The following is a 15,829-nucleotide window of genomic DNA, read 5'->3' as shown; positions in this document are numbered from 1 at the left end:
GATGACCATCGAAGCCGCGGCGCAGGCCGCGTACATCGTCGCCGCCCTGCTCTTCATCCTGGCGCTGGCCGGCCTGTCCAAGCACGAGACCGCGAAGGCCGGCAACACGTTCGGCATCGCCGGAATGACCCTGGCCCTGGCGGCCACCATCGGCCTGGCCGTCGCCGGCACGCTGCGCCCGGTCGACCTGGCCCTGCTCGTCACGGCCGTCGTGATCGGCGCGGCGATCGGCCTCTACCGGGCCGCCAAGGTCGAGATGACCGGCATGCCGGAGCTGATCGCCCTGCTGCACAGCTTCGTCGGCCTCGCCGCCGTGCTGGTCGGCTGGAACGGCTACCTGCACGTCGAGGCGCACCTGACCGGCGAGGAGGCGCTGGCCCTGGACGGGCTGGGCGTGCTCGGCATCCACAGCGCCGAGGTGTTCATCGGCGTCTTCATCGGCGCGGTCACCTTCACCGGCTCGATCGTGGCGTACCTCAAGCTCTCCGCCAAGATCAAGTCGAGCCCGCTGATGCTGCCCGGCAAGAACTTCCTCAACCTCAGCGCGCTGGCCGTCTTCGCGGTCCTCACCACCTGGTTCGTCATCGACCCGCAGCTGTGGCTGCTCGTCGCGGTCACCGTGATCGCGCTGGCGCTCGGCTGGCACCTGGTCGCCTCGATCGGCGGCGGCGACATGCCGGTGGTCGTGTCGATGCTCAACAGCTACTCCGGCTGGGCCGCCGCGGCCGCCGGGTTCCTGCTCGAGAACGACCTGCTCATCGTCACCGGCGCGCTGGTCGGCTCGTCCGGCGCCTACCTGTCGTACATCATGTGCAAGGCGATGAACCGGTCGTTCATCTCGGTCATCGCGGGCGGCTTCGGCATCGAGGCCGGGCCCGCCGACGACAAGGAGTACGGCGAGCACCGCGAGATCACCGCCGAGGGCGTGGCCGACCTGCTCGCCGAGGCGAGCACGGTGGTCATCACCCCGGGGTACGGCATGGCCGTGGCCCAGGCCCAGTACGGCGTCGCCGAGCTCACCCGGGTGCTGCGCGACCGTGGCGTGGACGTCCGGTTCGGCATCCACCCGGTCGCCGGCCGCCTGCCCGGCCACATGAACGTACTGCTCGCCGAGGCGCGCGTGCCCTACGACATCGTGCTCGAGATGGATGAGGTCAACGACGACTTCTCGGGCACGTCGGTGGTTCTGGTCATCGGCGCCAACGACACGGTCAACCCGGCCGCGACCGAGGACCCCACCAGCCCGATCGCCGGGATGCCGGTGCTCAAGGTGTGGGAGGCCGAGGACGTGATCGTGTTCAAACGGTCGATGGCCTCCGGATACGCCGGTGTCCAGAACCCGCTGTTCTTCAAGGAGAACACCGCGATGCTCTTCGGCGACGCCAAGGACCGGGTCGAGGACATCCTGCGGGCGGTGACGGAGCGGGTCGGCGCCCGCTGACCGAGGACAAGGCGACGCCCCGGCCGTGGGGGGAACGGCCGGGGCGTCGCGGCTTTTTCCGGCGATGCGCGCCTCAGCCCGGCGGGCGCGTTGCGGCCGTGACCAGAAGCCGGTGGCCGCGGGGAATCGGCGGGGCGGTCGCCGTTGCGGTTGCCGGCGGGCTCACGCGTACCGGATCAAAGGGGGAAACGCCGGGTCAGGACGCCTAGAGCGAGTTCCGCCCAGGCGATGTTCTCGCGTTCGAAGCTGATGCCGCGCTGGAGGGTGAGGTACGGGCCGAGCCGGTTGCCGGTGGCCAGGAACTCGTCGTCGGTGCGGTCGCCGAGGATGTCGGAAAGCCGTTGCTCGTAGCCTTTCAGCCGGCTGCGGCTGGCCTCGCGATGTTCCACGATCGAGGCGCGCACGCTCGCCACGTCGCCGTGTGCCAGCGCCTCGACCTGGACGAGCAGCTCGTCGCGGACCGTCGTCGGCTTGGGGGAGCGGCGGGAGAAGGCGAGCAGCGCGGCCCGGCCCTCCCCGGTGACCGAGAACAGCCGCTTGTCCGGGCGTTTGTCCTGCTTGACGAGACGGGCCGAGAGCAGTCCCTCGGCCTCCATCTTCTCCAGTTCGCGGTAGAGCTGCTGCGGCGTGGCCGTCCAGAAGTTGGCGACCGAGCTGCTGAACTTCTTGGCCAGGTCATAGCCGGACGACTCACGATCGGCCAGCGCCGCCAGCAACGCATTCCTCAAAGCCACGCCGGAATCCTACGGACGGCTGCGCGGCTGGAAATCCGGCGTGCTCTTGGACATCACGGCCTTGCGCAGGATCTTGGTGTTCGGCAGGGCCAGCAGCTTGATCTGCGCGCGGCGCTCGCGGGCGAAGGTCCGCCGTGCGCTGCTCGTCAAAGCGCCGTCGATCAGGCGTTTCGCGGCGGCCAGCGCATCCGGTGACCGGGTCAGCAGGCTCTCGGCGAACGCGGTCGCGGCCTTGACCGGGTCGTCGGCCAGCTCGGTGACCAGGCCCAGCCGCTGCGCCTCGGTCCCGGAGATCGTCTCGGCGGTCATGGTGAGGCGCTTGGCGACATCCGGGCCGGTCACCTCGGTGAGGCTGCGGATGCCGGACATGTCGGGGATGATGCCCCACTTGCCCTCGAGGACCGACCACTTCGAGTCGGGCGTGGCGTACCGGAAGTCGGCGGCCAACGCGATCTGGACACCACCGCCGTAGCAATGGCCGTGCACCGCCGCGATCACCGGCACCGGGATGCGCCGCCACGCCCAGCAGGCCTCCTGGAAGCGGTTGGTGCCGCGCCACGGGGCCGGGATGAACGCCTTGACGATACGACTCGGGGTGCGCATGGCGGCGGCGATGTCCAGGCCGGAGCAGAACGAGGCGCCCTCGCCGGCGATGACGACGGCCCGCAGCGTGCGGTCCTTGCGCAACTTCTTCGCTACGGTGATCAACTCGTCGAGGGTGTCCAGGGCGAGGGCGTTGAGCTTGTCCGGGCGGTCGAGGCGCACCTGCGCGATGCCGTTCTCGACGCTTACGCTTACATATTTCACTGATATGTCCGTTTCTTAGAGGCGCGCGGCCAGCTCGGTCGCCTGTTTGATCGCCCGCTTCGCGTCCAGCTCGGCGGCCACGTCAGCGCCCCCGATGACGTGCACGCTCACCCCGCGTTCGGTCAGCGGCGTGGCCAGATCCCGGACGGACGTCTGCCCGGCACACAGCAGGACGGTGTCCACCTCCAGGACACGTGCCGCACCGCCGACCGTGATGTGCAGACCCTCGTCGTCGATGCGCTGGTATTCGACACCGCGCAGCATCTCCACCCCGGCGTCCTGCAGCGTAGCCCGGTGCACCCAGCCGGTCGTCTTGCCGAGCCCCTTGCCGAGCGCCGTCTCCTTGCGCTGGAGCAGGTGAACCGTACGCCGCGGGGTGATCTTGACCTTGGTGGTGAGCCCGCCGCGCGCGGTCTGCGGATCGGTGACGCCCCACCGCCGCATCCACTCCTCGAGTGGCTCGTTCGCGTCGTGCAGCAGGAATTCCGCCGCGTCGAAGCCGATCCCGCCGGCCCCGATGATCGCCACCCGCTCGCCGGCCTCGGCCTGCCCGCTGATCACCTGCTGGTAGGTGACGACCTTCGGGTGCTCGATGCCGGGGATGGCGGGAATCCGTGGCTCGACGCCGGTCGCGATCACCACCTCGTCGAACCCGGCCAGGTCCTCGACGGTCGCCCGGCTGCCGAGGCGCAGCGTCACCCCGCGGACCTCGATCATGTGCCGGTAGTAGTCCAGCGTGTGCGCGAACTCCTCCTTGCCGGGGACCCGCGCGGCCAGCCGGAACTGCCCGCCGATCTCGGCGTCCGCCTCGAACAGCTCGACCCGGTGCCCGCGCCCGGCCAGCTCGATCGCTGCCGCCAGCCCGGCCGGTCCGGCGCCGACCACGGCAACCTTCTTGACGGTACGGGTGGGAAGCAGTCGCAGTTCGGTCTCGTAACCGGATCGCGGGTTCAGCATGCAGGTGGCCCGCTGGTTCTTGAACGTGTGGTCCAGGCACGCCTGGTTGCAGGCGATGCAGGTGATGATCTCGCGTTCCCGCCGCTGCTCGGTCTTGACCACCCAGTCCGCGTCGGCGAGGAGCGGCCGGGCCATCGACACGAGGTCGGCGTCACCGGAGGCCAGCACCTGCTCGGCGGCTTCCGGCCGGTTGATCCGGTTGGACGCGACCACCGGTACCGACACCTCGGCGCGCAGTTTCCCGGTGACCCACGAGAACGCGCCACGCGGCACCGACGTGACGATGGTCGGCACCCGGGCCTCGTGCCATCCGATCCCGGTGTTGAAGATCGACACCCCGGCCTCTTGCAGCTGCTTGGCGAGGTCGACGGTCTCCTCCCAGGACTGGGCGTTGTCGACCAGGTCGAGCAGGCTGATCCGGTACTGGAGGATGAAGTCGTCGCCGACCAGCTCCCGGGAGCGGCGCACGACTTCGAGGGGGAAGCGCATTCGATTGGCCGCCGAGCCGCCCCACGCGTCGGTCCGGTCGTTGGTCCGCGCCGCCAGGAACTGGTTGATCAGGTAGCCCTCGGAGCCCATGATCTCGACGCCGTCGTAGCCGCCCCGGCGGGCCAGCAGCGCGGCCCGGGCGAACGCGGTAGCGGTCCTGTCCACCTGCCGGGTCGACATGGCCCGGGGCTGGAACGGGGTGATCGGTGACTTCTTCGCCGACGCGCCCAGAGTGAACGGGTGGTAGCCGTACCGGCCCGCGTGCAGCACCTGCAACAGGATCTTGCCGCCGTGCTCGTGCACCGCGTCGGTGACCACCCGGTGCGCCACCGCGTGGCTCTCCCGGGTCATCCGGCTGCCGAACGGCGCCAGCCACCCCCGCCACGTCGGCGCGTAGCCGCCGGTCACCATGAGCCCGACCCCGCCACGGGCTCGCTCGGCGAAGAACGCGGCCAGTTTCGGCAGGTCCTGATGGCGGTCCTCGAGTTTGGTGTGCATCGACCCCATCACCACCCGGTTGCGCAACGTGGTGTGGCCGAGGTCCAGGGGACTCAGCAGGTGCGGGTACCGGCTCGCGGCGTCAGTGCTGCTCACGGGCGCCAATATACAAAGAATTGCATAGTAAAGAAAGTGACTATCGGCCGGTTCCTCAAGTCCGCTCGCGCACCGCCGATCCGACTCCCTGTACCGGGGCGGCGATCGAAAGGCGGGCGCAGTGGGGAACACGCAGGGCAGTGCTACCTTGTCGTCACTCTCCGTCGCCATGCCGGAAACCCGAACGCCTTTTCAGGCGGTAGACGACCGGAGTCCTGAGTCACACACGGTGACATCCGGTGGATTTGTCCCGCAGCCCGACGGATACGCTCTGGCGGCTATGCCGGAAATCAACCAAGATCGAACGGCCGTCCCGAGTCGCCGCAGGCTGGGTCTCGTCCTCGGCGCGGTGCTCGTGCTCCTGGTCACCGTCAACATCGCCTCGAAGTACGGGCCGCCGCACACCGGCCTCGTCGCCGGGCCGCTCGTGGCAGCGGGGCTCATCCTGCTCGGCCACCGTGCCGGGCTCACCTGGCACGACATGGGACTGTCCCGGCGTACCCTGCTCCCCGGCCTGAAATACGCGGTCGGCGCGGTTCTCGCCGTGGCCGTGGTCTACGCCATCGGCGCCGCCCTGCCGTTCACCCGCGGCGCCTTCGACGACGTCCGCTACCAACTGCACCTGCACGCCGCGCTGCTCACCGCCTTCGTGGTCGTGCCACTCGGCACCGTGCTGCTGGAGGAGGTCGCCTTCCGCGGCGTCCTGCACGGCCTGATCAACCGCCACCGCGGCGCGATGTGGGCGAGCATCACCTCATCGGTGCTGTTCGGCCTCTGGCACATCCTGCCGTCGCTGCGCCTCACCAAGGCCAACCACGGCATCGGCGCCGTCCTCGGCACCGACCTCACCGGCCAGATCCTCGCGATCCTCGGCGCCGTCGCCTTCACCGCCGTAGCCGGCCTGCTGCTGTGCGAACTGCGCCGCCGCAGCGGCAGCCTCCTCGCGGCGGCCGCCCTGCACTGGGCCACCAACGGCCTGGGCCTGCTGATCACCGCGGGCCTCGCCGCCTTCCGCCTCGCCTGAGCTCACCCGACCGTGACGCCGTACGGCATGCCGGTGACCGGCCCGCCGTACGCCGCGAAAGCCGACGCGATCGCGGCCGCCGCCGGGGGATAGGCGAGCTCGCCCAGCCCACCGATCGGGGCATCCGAACCCACCAGCACCACCGCGATCTCCGGGCAGTCGGTGATCCGCGCCCACGCGTAGTCTCGGAACGACGATTGCGTCACCGCACCGTCGCGAACCGTGATCTGCGCCCCGAGGACCGTCGACACCGCGTCCAGGACCGCCCCCTCCACCTGCGCCCTGACCCCGGACGGGTGAACCGGGACACCTACATCCACCGCCGCGGTCACCTTCCGCACCCGCCGGGCGGCCGCATCGACGGTGGCCAGCACGGCGACCGCCGACCCGTAGTCCAGGTGACAGGCGACGCCGTCCGGATCCGGGTGCGACCGGGCCGCGGCGTCCAGCACCGCGCGCAGCCGCGAGCCGGCCGGCAGCAGACGACGCCGGAACTCCACCTGGTCATGCCCGCCGGCCTGGGCGATCTCGCTGAGGAAACACTCCTCGGCATACCCGAACTGACCCGCGTAGACACCCCGCCAGAAACCGGTACGGATCGGCGCGGGACGCAGCGTCACCGTCACGTCGCCGGGCACCGCGTACGGGAAATGGTCGCCGCTGGCCTTCACCACCACCGGGCTGGCGAACGGCGGACTGACCGACAACGGCCACGTCACGACCTGATGAGACCGGCCCGCCGGCAGCCCGTCGGCGCCGAGCGTGGCGGAAAGCCGGTGCACCGACATCGGCCGGTACGAGTCGTGCCGGGTGTCGTCGTCACGGGTCCACCGCACGCTGACCGGCTGCCCGGCCGCCCGCGAGCACGCGACCGCCTCGAACACGGCGTCGGTCTCGATCCGCCGCCCGAACCCACCGCCGGCCAGTGTCGGCCGCACCTCGATCTGCCCCTCCGGCAGGGCCAGCGCCCGGGCCAGCTGGGTCCGCACACCGCCCGGATCCTGGATCGGCGCCCACACCCGTACCCCCGTTGCGGTGACGTGGGCGGTCGCGTTCATCGGCTCCATCGGCGCGTGCGCGAGCAACGGCAGCCGGTAGACCCGCTGGACGGCCGGATCGCCCGGCGCCGCGGGCAGCGCGGCCTCCAGCGCATCGAGCCAGACCCGGCTGTCGGCGGCCGGCGTGCCCCCGGTCCAGGTGACATCAAGCAGCTCACGACCGCGCAGGGCGGTGGCCGTCCGGTCCGCGACCACGGCGACACCGCCCTGCCCGGCGCCGGGTGCGGCGAGCCGGACCACGGCGACCACCCCCGGCACGGCCAGTGTGGCGGAATCGTCGACGGTGTCCGGGATCGCGCCGATCCACGGCGGCCGGGCCACCACCGCGACCAGGCTGCCGGCCGGGGCGGACTCGGCGCCGTAGCGGGCCCGGCCGGTGACGATGTCGCGGGCGTCCGAGCGCCCGGCCCGGGTCCGGCCGATGAGCCGCCACCTCTCCGGCGGGGTGAGCGTCACCGCGACGGACGCCGGGTCCAGAGCGGCGGCGGCCGGCACCAGGCTGCGGTAGAGGAGCGGGGCGTGCGCGGGATGCCGCACCCGGCCCTGGCGAGCCGTGCACTCCTCGACCGGAACCTGCCAGCGGGCGGCCGCCGCGGCGATCAGCAGACAGCGGGCGGTCGCCGCGGCGGTGCGCAGGGGTTCGGCCATCTGCCGGCTGGACGTCGAGTTCGCGACAGCCTGCGGGCCGTAGGTGGCCGGGTCGCCGGGCGCCTGCTCCAGGGTGACGTCGGCGACCTCGACCGCCAGTTCCTCGGCCACCAGGACGGCGGCCATCGTGCGTACCCCCTGGCCGGTGTCGGGTTTCGGAACGGTCGCCGTGATCCGGCCGCGCGCGTCCACGCGTACGAAGACGGTCTTGATCTGTTGATCCTGGATCGGGGTAGGGACCGCGACCACCAGCGCCGCGCCGAGGAAGCCCCGCCGGGTGATCGTCATCGGGAACCCCGGACGATCTCGGCGGCCCGCCGGACCGCCGCCCGGATCCGCGGATACGTCCCGCAACGGCACACGTTGTCCCGCAGCGCCTGGTCGATCTGCTCGTCGTCCGGATCCGGGATCCGCGCCAGCAGCGCCACCGTGCTCATGATCTGCCCCGGCTGGCAGTAGCCGCACTGTGCCACGTCCAGCTCCAGCCACGCCCGCTGCACCGGATGGTCGTGCAGGCCTTCGATCGTCGTGATCCGGGCGCCCGCCGCATCCTCGACACTGCGCACACACGGCCGCGCCGCCGCCCCGTCGATCAGCGACACACACGCGCCGCACGCGCCGACGCCGCATCCGTACCGCGGCCCGGTCAGCCCGAGCTCCTCCCGCAACGCCCAGAGCAGCGGCGTCTCCCCGGGCACGTCCACCGTGCGACGCCTGCCGTTGACGTGCAACCGGTACCGGCTCAACTCCGCCTCCATCGACATCCGCAGATTGTTTGGCCAGCCGAATATCGGCCATACTCGGGGCCGTGGTCAATGAAACGCCGTTTCCCAGTGAGCGGGCGCTGATCGTCGGAGTGCCCGCCGTCGCGGTGCTCACCGGCCTCGTCTGGCTGCTCGGGCAGAGCCTGACCGACGTCACGCTGCTGCCCGACCAGGGCGCGAGCTGGTACTACTGGAAGCTGCCCGAACCGACCGCGTGGACCCGGCTGTCCGCCTGGTTCGGCTACGCCGCGCACCAGATCGTCTCCTGGGGCCTGATCTGGTGGGCGCAGACCCACGCCCGCCGCTACACCCCTGGCCTGAAACGGGTGAACGTGGTGGCGCTCGCCGCGAACCTCGGCTTCATCGGCCTGCACGAGCTGCAGACCCACCTGTTCTACGACGGCCTGGCCCAGGACGTGTCGATCTTCAGCTCGCAGGGCTCGGTGGTGCTCCTGCTGGTCGTCGTCCTGCTCATGGAGAACCGGCGGCGCGGCCTGATCGCCGGAAAGCCCGCCCCGATACCGGCCCTGTTAGTGCATTTTGTTCGGAAATATCATGGTTACTTGTTCAGTTGGGCCATTATCTACACTTTCTGGTACCACCCGATGGTCACCACCAGCGGCCACCTGATCGGCTTCTTCTACATGTTCCTGCTGCTCGTCCAGAGCAGCCTGATGTTCACCACCGCACACACCAACCGCTGGTGGACGGTCAGCCTGGAACTCATGGTGGCCGTCCACGGCACCCTCGTCGCCGTGATGAATTCCGGACCCGACGGCGCCTGGCCCAAATTCCTGTTCGGCTTCCTGGCCGTCTTCGTGATCACCCAGATGCACGGTCTCGGCCTCGGCGCGACCACCCGGTGGCTGATCCTCGGCGGCTATCTCGCGCTTCTGATCTATGTGTACGCCGGACGCGGCCTCACCCACATCCACGAGGTCCTGCGCGTACCGATGGCCGAATATCTGCTGCTCTCGGTACTCGTCCTGCTGCTCTGGCCGGTCGCCGCGCTGTGGCGGAGGCGATCGCTAAGATCGCGTGATGCTGTCTCCCGAACTTCTTAAGGCCGCCGCCGACGCCCCCGGGTTCATGCCCGACGACGAGGGCACCGCCCTGGCCACCGCGGCACTGACCGTCGACGTCGACGGCCCCCTGCTGGAGGTCGGCAGCTACCTGGGCAAGTCCGCCCTCTACCTGGCCGCGGCCGCCCGCCCGCGCGGCACGACCGTCGTCACCGTCGACCACCACCGCGGCTCCGAGGAGCACCAGGTGGGCTGGGAGTACCACGACCCCACCCTGGTCGACCCGGCCGTCGGCCTGATCGACACCCTGCCCGGCTTCCGGCGGACCATCGCGGCCGCCGGCGCCGAGGACGTGGTGACCGCCGTGGTGGCCCGCGCCGAGGACTTCGCCCGGATCTGGTCGACCCCGCTCGCCCTGCTCTTCCTCGACGGCAGCCACACCGACGAGTCCGCCCGGCGCGACCTGGCGAACTGGGCGCCGCACCTGGCCGTCGGCGGGGTCCTGGCCATCCACGACGTCTTCCCCGACCCCGCCGACGGCGGCCAGGCCCCCTACCGCATCTACCAGCAGGCGCTGGCTACCGGTTCCTACTCGGAGCTTCCCGGCCAGGGCTCGCTGCGGCTGCTTCGACGGGACCACTGAAGATCTCCGACCGCGGGTGGGCGCCGTGCAGGGCGTCCACCGCCAGCACCACGGCCGCGGCCGTCCAGGTGGTCCGCTCCACCGGCCACCGCACCCCGTCGGTGAGAACCAGTCCGGTCCAGTACGACCCGTCCGCCTCCCGCAGATGCTGCATGGCCGAAACCATCTCCTCGGCGGCATTCCGGTCACCGACCGCATGCAACGCCAGAGCCAGCTCGCACGTCTCCGCCCCGGTCACCCACGGCCGGTCGGACACACAGCGGGCACCCCGCCCCGGCACCACGAACTCGTCCCACCGGTCGCGCAGCCGCTCCCGGGCCGGTTCGCCGCGCAGCGCACCGCCCAGCACCGGGTAGTACCAGTCCATCGAGAACCGGTCCTTGTCCGCGAACGCCACCGGATGCCGCCGGATCGTGTGCCCGACCAGGTCCGCGGCCAGCTCCCAGTCCGGCTGCGGCTCACCCAGCCGCCCGGCGATCGCCGCCGCGCAGCGCAGCGCCTGATGCACGCTGGAGTTCCCGGTCAACAGCGCCACCCGGTCCGGTTGTCCGTCCGGGCCCACCGCCCACCAGATCTCGCCACCCGGCGCCTGACAGCCCACCGTGAAGTCCACGGCCCGGCGCACCGTCGGCCACATCCGCTCCAGGAAGGCGTCGTCACCGGTGCACAGCCAGTGATGCCAGGCGCCGACCGCCACGTACGCCGCATGGTTGGTCTCCGCGGTCGCGTCCGCGACCACGTCACCCGCCTCGTAACGTGCCGCCCACGAGCCGTCCGGCCGCTGCGTGCGGCGCAGCCAGTCGTAGGCGGCCTCCGCCTTCGCGTTCTCCCCGCCCACGTCCAGTGCCATCGCGGCCTCGACGTGATCCCACGGATCGAGCTGCCCGCCGGAGAACCACGGGATGGCCCCGGACGGCTCCTGCTCGGCGGCGATGCTGGCGACCGTGGCGAGAACATCGTCGGTGCTGAGCACTCCCGCCAGGTCAGGCAGCGACACCCGCGGCCACCTCCTCCTTACGGAGGTATATCACCACGCTCTTTCCGATCAGCGGGTTGAGCGCCTGCTCCAGCACCCGGGTCAGCGCCGGCCGGTCGACGATGTCCCAGACCAGAAGCTTGTGGTACGCCCGGGTGGGCGCGGCGTCACCGATCGCGCACTTCAACCACCAGTACGGGCTGTGCAGGGCGTGCGCGAACCCGTTGCCGGTCACGGTCAGCCCCGCGTCACGCAGCCGGCCGGACAGCTCGTCCTCCTTGTAGATGCGGACGTGGCCACCCTCGTTCGCGTGGTACTCGTCGGACAGCGCCCAGCACACCCGCTCCGGCAGCCAGCGCGGCACCGTCACCGCGGCCAGCCCACCCGGCTTCAGCACCCGGGTCAGCTCGGCGATCGCCGTCACGTCGTCCGGAATGTGCTCCATCACCTCGGAGGCGATCACCCGGTCGAAACTGGCGTCCGGAAACGGCAACGCCAGAAGATCTCCGCGTACGGTGGTGGCGCTCGCCGCGGCCGGCGCCTCCCCGGCCATGTCCATGGCCGCGCACCACTGCCGGGTGGTGCCCAGATCCTTCTCACTGAGGTCCAGCGCGACGACGTGCGCGCCGCGCCGGTACGCCTCGAAGGTGTGCCGGCCCTCGCCGCAACCCAGATCCAGGACCCGCATCCCCGGACGCACGTCCAGCCGGTCGTAGTCGACGGTCAACATGTTGTTCCCCTTACCTACCCTTCGCGGCGATCGCGTCGGCATACCACTGCGCGGTCCGTACCGCCGTGTGCCGCCACGTGAAGTTCTCGACCGCACGGCGGCGGCCTTCAGCGCCCAGCCTGCGGCGCAGGTCCTCGTCGTCGAGCAGTCGCCCGATCGCGGCGGCCAGCGCCCCGGCATCCCCCGGCGGCACATGCAGCGACGCCAGCCCGTCCGGCCCGGCGACCTCCGGCAGTGCGCCCGCGGTGGTCACCACCAGCGGCACCCCGCACGCCATCGCCTCCACGGCGGGCAGCGAGAAACCCTCGTACCGGGAGGGCACCGCCGCAACCGTCGCTGACCGGAAAAGATCAGCAAGCTCGTCATCACTGATCCCGGAGACGAACCGCACCACCCGATCCAGCCCGAGCCGCGCGACAGCCCGGGCAGCGGCCCCCTTCGGCCGCGCCGACCCCACGACGACCAACTCGACATCGCGCTCGGCGCGCAGCTTGGCCACCGCCTCGATCAGCTCGCTGAGCCCCTTGAGCGGCACGTCCGCGCTGGCCACGGCCACGATCCGCCCCACCTTCGAGCCGGGCCCCTCGCCGAGCGCCGCGCTGAACGTGTCCGGCTCCTCGGATGCCGTGCCGGGCGTGCCGATGCCGGGCCTCGTCCTGGGCGCTGGGCTGAACGTGTCGGTGTCGACGCCGACGCCGATCACCCGCAGCCGCTCGGCCCGCACCCCGAAGGCATCGACGATCTCGTCCCGCGCCGCCCCGGAAACCGTGGTCAGCCAGGGCAGACGCCGGGCCACCCGCCCCTGCATCCGGGTGAACGCATACCACCGCCGCAGCGACGTCCGCCTCTTCCAGTCCGGCGCGGCGGCCAGTTCGAGATCACGGTCGACGGTGATCGGATGGTGGATCGTCGCCACCACCGGCGTGCCCGACCGGCTCAGCGGCAGAAGCCCGTACCCGAGGCACTGGTTGTCGTGCACGACATCGAACTCACCGGCCCGCCCCCGCAGGTGCCGCCAGGCCCGAAGCGAAAACGTCAACGGCTCCGGGAACGCCCCCGTACACATCGCCGCCCACTCGAGAACATCGATACTGTCTTTGAACTCGGACCACGCCGGCGTCCGAAACGGATCAGGCTCACGGTAGAGATCCAGGCTGGGCAGCTCGGTGAGCCGCACCCCTTCATCGAGCACCGGCAGCGGCGGCCCCGAGATCACCTCAACGTGATGACCCAACGCGACGAGTTCCCGGGACAGGTGCCGGACATAGATCCCCTGACCCCCACTGTGGGGTTTGCTCCGATATGAAAGCAGGGCGATGCGAAGCGGCTGGGAGATCACCCGATGACCCTAACGAGCGATCACCAACCTCCCGACATGGGGATTCGATCTTCAAAACCAAACCCAACCCCTCCCCGGTACGCCCACCCGAACCGTCCCCCGAAATTCCCATGCCTCCGCCGCCCCGAACCATCCCAAGCCACCCGGCATCACCACCGCCGCCAGCCGCCAGCCGCGCCCGTGGCTCGCCGCTCGCCGCTCGCCGCCCGTCGCCCGCTGCTCGCTGGTCGCGCTGCTCACCGCCGTCGCCGGTCGCCCCGACACGCCGCTCGCCGCGCCCGCCAAGCGGCGTGTCGGGGCGACCGGCCGACCGCTCGGGCGTGCTGTCACCGGCGCAGTTTTCGTCCGGGTTGACGTCGGTGGCCAGTGGCCTCTGGCCAGCGCGTGGGGCGTCCCGCCCTTCGGCTGTTCGAGCGTGGTGTCGCCGGTTGGCCCGAGGTCACGGGCTGTCGTCGAGGGTGGTCGCTCGGAGACCCGCCATGGAAATCACGCAAGACGGACCCTTCCTCATCATCGAGCGCGACGGGTCTGTTGCCCGATTCCCGGCTGACCTGAACGACGACCTGGAAGAACTTCAGGACCAGGACATATACGTCACGGTCGCCGGGGACCCGACCTACTACCTGAGCCTCATGACCCTCGACGCGATCGGCACCGTGCTACGCCGGTGGGCGCAGACCGGCGAAGCCACGGCAAGTCGCTACTACTGCGAGCTGGACCTCGTCATCACGCCGCGGCCCGGCATCACCGCGACGATCGAGGCTATTGATGGGCTCATCCGCGCCGGCGACATCGCTCGCGCCTGCTGGTCACCTCGGACGCTCATGCCGGCCTGGTCGACGCGATCGCGGCGAACCTGCCCGGCGCGTCGTGGCAGAGATGCCGCACCCACTGGAGCTGTATCGAAACAAGCCGTTCTACTGGCCTGATGCCGCGAAGGGCTTCAAATATCTCTGTCGTGCACTGCTAGCGGCTCCCTATGGTCCTCGAATGAGGATCACGCTGCGAGCTCTGACAGACGAGGACATTGAGGCGCACAACGCCGGTGAGGACGAGCACACCGTTCGCTGGCTGAACGGCGCCCCCGGCACCGCCGAGACGACGGCCGCCCACTTCGACAGCCTGGCCGACAACGCTCGCGCGGAGCGCGGCAAGCGAGGCTTCGGCGTGTGCCTCGATGACCGCCTCGCCGGATACGTCGACTGCGACCCGGATGTCACGGACGGCCTGGAACCCGGCGACGTCAACATCAGCTATGCCGTCCACCCGTGGGCACGCGGGCACGGAGTCGCGGGTGAAGCTGTACGTCTCATCCTCGAGTACATGCGCGATAACCGAATCGGAATACGTGCCGTCGTCCGAGTCGATCCCGACAACGTCGCATCCGTCCGCGTCGCCGAGAAGAGCGGCTTCATCTACGTCCACGACTTCACGTCCGGCACGGACAAACACCCCGACGGAACGCCGGCAATGCTGCGGCTCTACGTGCATGACATGGAGGCACCCAGCCGCCCCACCTAGCCCTCGACTCGAAGATCAATAACTCTTCACGGGACAGAACCCCGTTCTCGCGAACGAAATCAGGCCTGCGACGAGTCAGCGGAACGTCCACTTCTGGTTGTTGCCGCCGGCGCACGTGGTCACCACAACGGCGCGGGCCGGCTGGGCACCCGAGTAGGGATCGGTGAGGCACTGCCCGTTCGAGACGTTGCGCAACACCCCGTTCTCGAACAGTTGCCACTGCGCCGTGGTCCGGGTGTCGCAGCGGGTGAGATGCACGGTGCCGTCACCCACCAGGTAGGCGCACATGTCCAGCACCTCGAGGGTGCGATCCGCGTTGAGCTGCCACCGTTGCGGGCTGGTGCCGTTGCAGTCGTCGACGTGGACCTCCTGGTTGTCCTCGGCGGAACCACCTCGGAGGTCGAGGCAGAGTCCGTTGCCAGTGACGAGGAGGCCGCTCCCGGTCGCGACCGAACTGGGCAGAAGCGATATAGGCGGAGCCGGAGCCTCGGCCGATTTCGAGACGCTGGGCGCTGTCGAGGCCGTGGCCGAGGCATTCACCGCCGACCCCGTAGCCGATCGGCTCGGGCTCCGCGGGCCGGTCGGAACGGCGCCCCCGCCATCGTCGCCACCCTCACCAGCATTCGAGTTCTCCACCGGGCTCTCCTCGGTGGCGACACTCGCCGAGTTGGCAGGCCCCACCGCGGCCGGCAGCGACTGATCGGGCATGGACATCCAGCGCTCCTGCCCCTCACCCGGCCGGAACAGCGCATAACCGGCGACGGTCGCGACCGCGGCGACCCCGGCGCCGATCAGCAGAAGCGGCCGGACCCGCCGCTGCTCCCCGGCATCGGAGTCGTCGGCCTCCCCGGCCGACACGATCGGCAGCAACTGCGTAGGTGGCTCCTCTGGAGGCCGCTGAGCCGGCCAGGTCGCGACTGACGGCGCTGATTCGTCGTGGTCCCCATCCGGCAGAACGAACGGACGCACCAACAACGGATCACGATCCTTGCCCCGATCATCGCCCACTTGGCGTTGCCACCCCCCGGTCGAGCACCGGTGACCCAACTTACCGCCATTCGGCCGCCGCTGTGGGGGCACGT

General features: G+C 70.4%; 14 protein-coding genes and 1 pseudogene. 6 read left to right on the top strand and 9 right to left on the bottom strand.

Going from position 1 to position 15,829, the window contains the following annotated elements; all coding sequences use genetic code 11:
- The first annotated feature begins 1 nt into the window (after position 1).
- A complete protein-coding gene (gene pntB, locus BJ964_RS40345) occupies positions 2 to 1,441 on the top strand; it encodes a Re/Si-specific NAD(P)(+) transhydrogenase subunit beta (RefSeq protein WP_188125586.1) in 1,440 nt (479 codons plus the stop codon).
- A 176-nt stretch (positions 1,442 to 1,617) separates the two neighbouring features.
- On the opposite strand, the gene BJ964_RS40340 is transcribed toward pntB, so the two are convergent.
- From BJ964_RS40340 to BJ964_RS40330, 3 genes are read right to left on the bottom strand one after another with little or no spacing between them, the layout of a single operon-like run.
- Positions 1,618 to 2,175, bottom strand: coding sequence for a PadR family transcriptional regulator (locus tag BJ964_RS40340; RefSeq protein ID WP_188125585.1), 558 nt, complete (start codon positions 2,173 to 2,175; stop codon positions 1,618 to 1,620).
- Positions 2,176 to 2,184: 9 nt separating this feature from the next.
- Entirely contained in the window at positions 2,185 to 2,982 is a 798-nt protein-coding gene (locus BJ964_RS40335; RefSeq protein ID WP_188125584.1) for a crotonase/enoyl-CoA hydratase family protein, read from the bottom strand.
- A 15-nt stretch (positions 2,983 to 2,997) separates the two neighbouring features.
- Positions 2,998 to 5,022 (bottom strand): NADPH-dependent 2,4-dienoyl-CoA reductase, encoded by a 2,025-nt coding sequence (locus tag BJ964_RS40330; RefSeq protein WP_188125583.1) that lies wholly within the window; start codon positions 5,020 to 5,022, stop codon positions 2,998 to 3,000.
- Positions 5,023 to 5,302: 280 nt separating this feature from the next.
- On the opposite strand from BJ964_RS40330, the gene BJ964_RS40325 reads away from it, so the two are divergent.
- Complete coding sequence (locus tag BJ964_RS40325; protein WP_223149696.1) at positions 5,303 to 6,046, top strand: CPBP family intramembrane glutamic endopeptidase; 744 nt, start codon at positions 5,303 to 5,305, stop codon at positions 6,044 to 6,046.
- Positions 6,047 to 6,048: 2 nt separating this feature from the next.
- On the opposite strand, the gene BJ964_RS40320 is transcribed toward BJ964_RS40325, so the two are convergent.
- Both BJ964_RS40320 and BJ964_RS40315 read right to left on the bottom strand, forming a co-directional pair.
- Positions 6,049 to 8,040, bottom strand: a complete 1,992-nt coding sequence (locus BJ964_RS40320; protein WP_188125582.1) for a xanthine dehydrogenase family protein molybdopterin-binding subunit — start codon at positions 8,038 to 8,040, stop codon at positions 6,049 to 6,051.
- Positions 8,037 to 8,516 (bottom strand): (2Fe-2S)-binding protein, encoded by a 480-nt coding sequence (locus tag BJ964_RS40315; RefSeq protein WP_229807360.1) that lies wholly within the window; start codon positions 8,514 to 8,516, stop codon positions 8,037 to 8,039. The genes BJ964_RS40320 and BJ964_RS40315 overlap by 4 nt, the downstream gene beginning before the upstream one ends.
- Positions 8,517 to 8,560: 44 nt before the next feature.
- Here BJ964_RS40315 and BJ964_RS40310 point away from each other — a divergent pair, with 44 nt between their 5' ends.
- Together BJ964_RS40310 and BJ964_RS40305 are read left to right on the top strand one after the other, a co-directional pair.
- The gene (locus tag BJ964_RS40310) at positions 8,561 to 9,580 is read left to right on the top strand and encodes a hypothetical protein (RefSeq protein WP_203832752.1); all 1,020 of its coding nucleotides are present in this window, start codon (positions 8,561 to 8,563) and stop codon (positions 9,578 to 9,580) included.
- The gene (locus tag BJ964_RS40305) at positions 9,558 to 10,181 is read left to right on the top strand and encodes a class I SAM-dependent methyltransferase (RefSeq protein ID WP_188125581.1); all 624 of its coding nucleotides are present in this window, start codon (positions 9,558 to 9,560) and stop codon (positions 10,179 to 10,181) included. The genes BJ964_RS40310 and BJ964_RS40305 overlap by 23 nt, the downstream gene beginning before the upstream one ends.
- Here the strand turns inward: BJ964_RS40305 and BJ964_RS40300 are convergent.
- The 3 genes from BJ964_RS40300 to BJ964_RS40290 are packed head-to-tail and all read right to left on the bottom strand — an operon-like array spanning position 10,117 to position 13,226.
- On the bottom strand, positions 10,117 to 11,178 hold the full coding sequence (locus BJ964_RS40300) for a glycoside hydrolase family 15 protein (protein WP_188125580.1): 1,062 nt from the start codon (positions 11,176 to 11,178) through the stop codon (positions 10,117 to 10,119). The two genes, BJ964_RS40305 and BJ964_RS40300, sit on opposite strands and share 65 nt — an antisense overlap.
- Positions 11,165 to 11,887, bottom strand: a complete 723-nt coding sequence (locus tag BJ964_RS40295; RefSeq protein ID WP_188125579.1) for a class I SAM-dependent methyltransferase — start codon at positions 11,885 to 11,887, stop codon at positions 11,165 to 11,167. Before BJ964_RS40295 ends, BJ964_RS40300 begins: the two co-directional genes overlap by 14 nt.
- A gap of 10 nt (positions 11,888 to 11,897) precedes the next feature.
- A complete protein-coding gene (locus BJ964_RS40290) occupies positions 11,898 to 13,226 on the bottom strand; it encodes a glycosyltransferase family 4 protein (RefSeq protein ID WP_188125578.1) in 1,329 nt (442 codons plus the stop codon).
- 805 nt (positions 13,227 to 14,031) lie between these two features.
- On the opposite strand from BJ964_RS40290, the pseudogene BJ964_RS48730 reads away from it, so the two are divergent.
- Positions 14,032 to 14,124: pseudogene (locus BJ964_RS48730) on the top strand (transposase); the annotation flags it as partial.
- Between the two features lie 92 nt (positions 14,125 to 14,216).
- The gene (locus BJ964_RS40280) at positions 14,217 to 14,747 is read left to right on the top strand and encodes a GNAT family N-acetyltransferase (RefSeq protein WP_188125577.1); all 531 of its coding nucleotides are present in this window, start codon (positions 14,217 to 14,219) and stop codon (positions 14,745 to 14,747) included.
- Positions 14,748 to 14,822: 75 nt separating this feature from the next.
- On the opposite strand, the gene BJ964_RS40275 is transcribed toward BJ964_RS40280, so the two are convergent.
- Positions 14,823 to 15,617 (bottom strand): RICIN domain-containing protein, encoded by a 795-nt coding sequence (locus BJ964_RS40275; protein WP_188125576.1) that lies wholly within the window; start codon positions 15,615 to 15,617, stop codon positions 14,823 to 14,825.
- Positions 15,618 to 15,829 lie beyond the last annotated feature (212 nt).

Origin of the sequence: Actinoplanes lobatus (assembly GCF_014205215.1) — a bacterium.
In the GTDB taxonomy this organism is placed as follows: Bacteria; Actinomycetota; Actinomycetes; order Mycobacteriales; family Micromonosporaceae; genus Actinoplanes; species Actinoplanes lobatus.
Note: the sequence above shows the minus strand (reverse complement) of the source record. Positions and strands in the feature narration are given on the sequence as shown.

What these genes read in the sequence shown, in the direction of transcription:
- pntB (WP_188125586.1), top strand. Translation starts at nt 2, where the DNA reads ATGACCATCGAAGCCGCGGCGCAGGCCGCGTACATCGTCGCCGCCCTG.
- BJ964_RS40325 (WP_223149696.1), top strand. Translation starts at nt 5,303, where the DNA reads ATGCCGGAAATCAACCAAGATCGAACGGCCGTCCCGAGTCGCCGCAGG.
- BJ964_RS40320 (WP_188125582.1), bottom strand. Translation starts at nt 8,040, where the DNA reads ATGACGATCACCCGGCGGGGCTTCCTCGGCGCGGCGCTGGTGGTCGCG.
- BJ964_RS40315 (WP_229807360.1), bottom strand. Translation starts at nt 8,516, where the DNA reads ATGTCGATGGAGGCGGAGTTGAGCCGGTACCGGTTGCACGTCAACGGC.
- BJ964_RS40305 (WP_188125581.1), top strand. Translation starts at nt 9,558, where the DNA reads ATGCTGTCTCCCGAACTTCTTAAGGCCGCCGCCGACGCCCCCGGGTTC.
- BJ964_RS40295 (WP_188125579.1), bottom strand. Translation starts at nt 11,887, where the DNA reads ATGTTGACCGTCGACTACGACCGGCTGGACGTGCGTCCGGGGATGCGG.
- BJ964_RS40280 (WP_188125577.1), top strand. Translation starts at nt 14,217, where the DNA reads ATGAGGATCACGCTGCGAGCTCTGACAGACGAGGACATTGAGGCGCAC.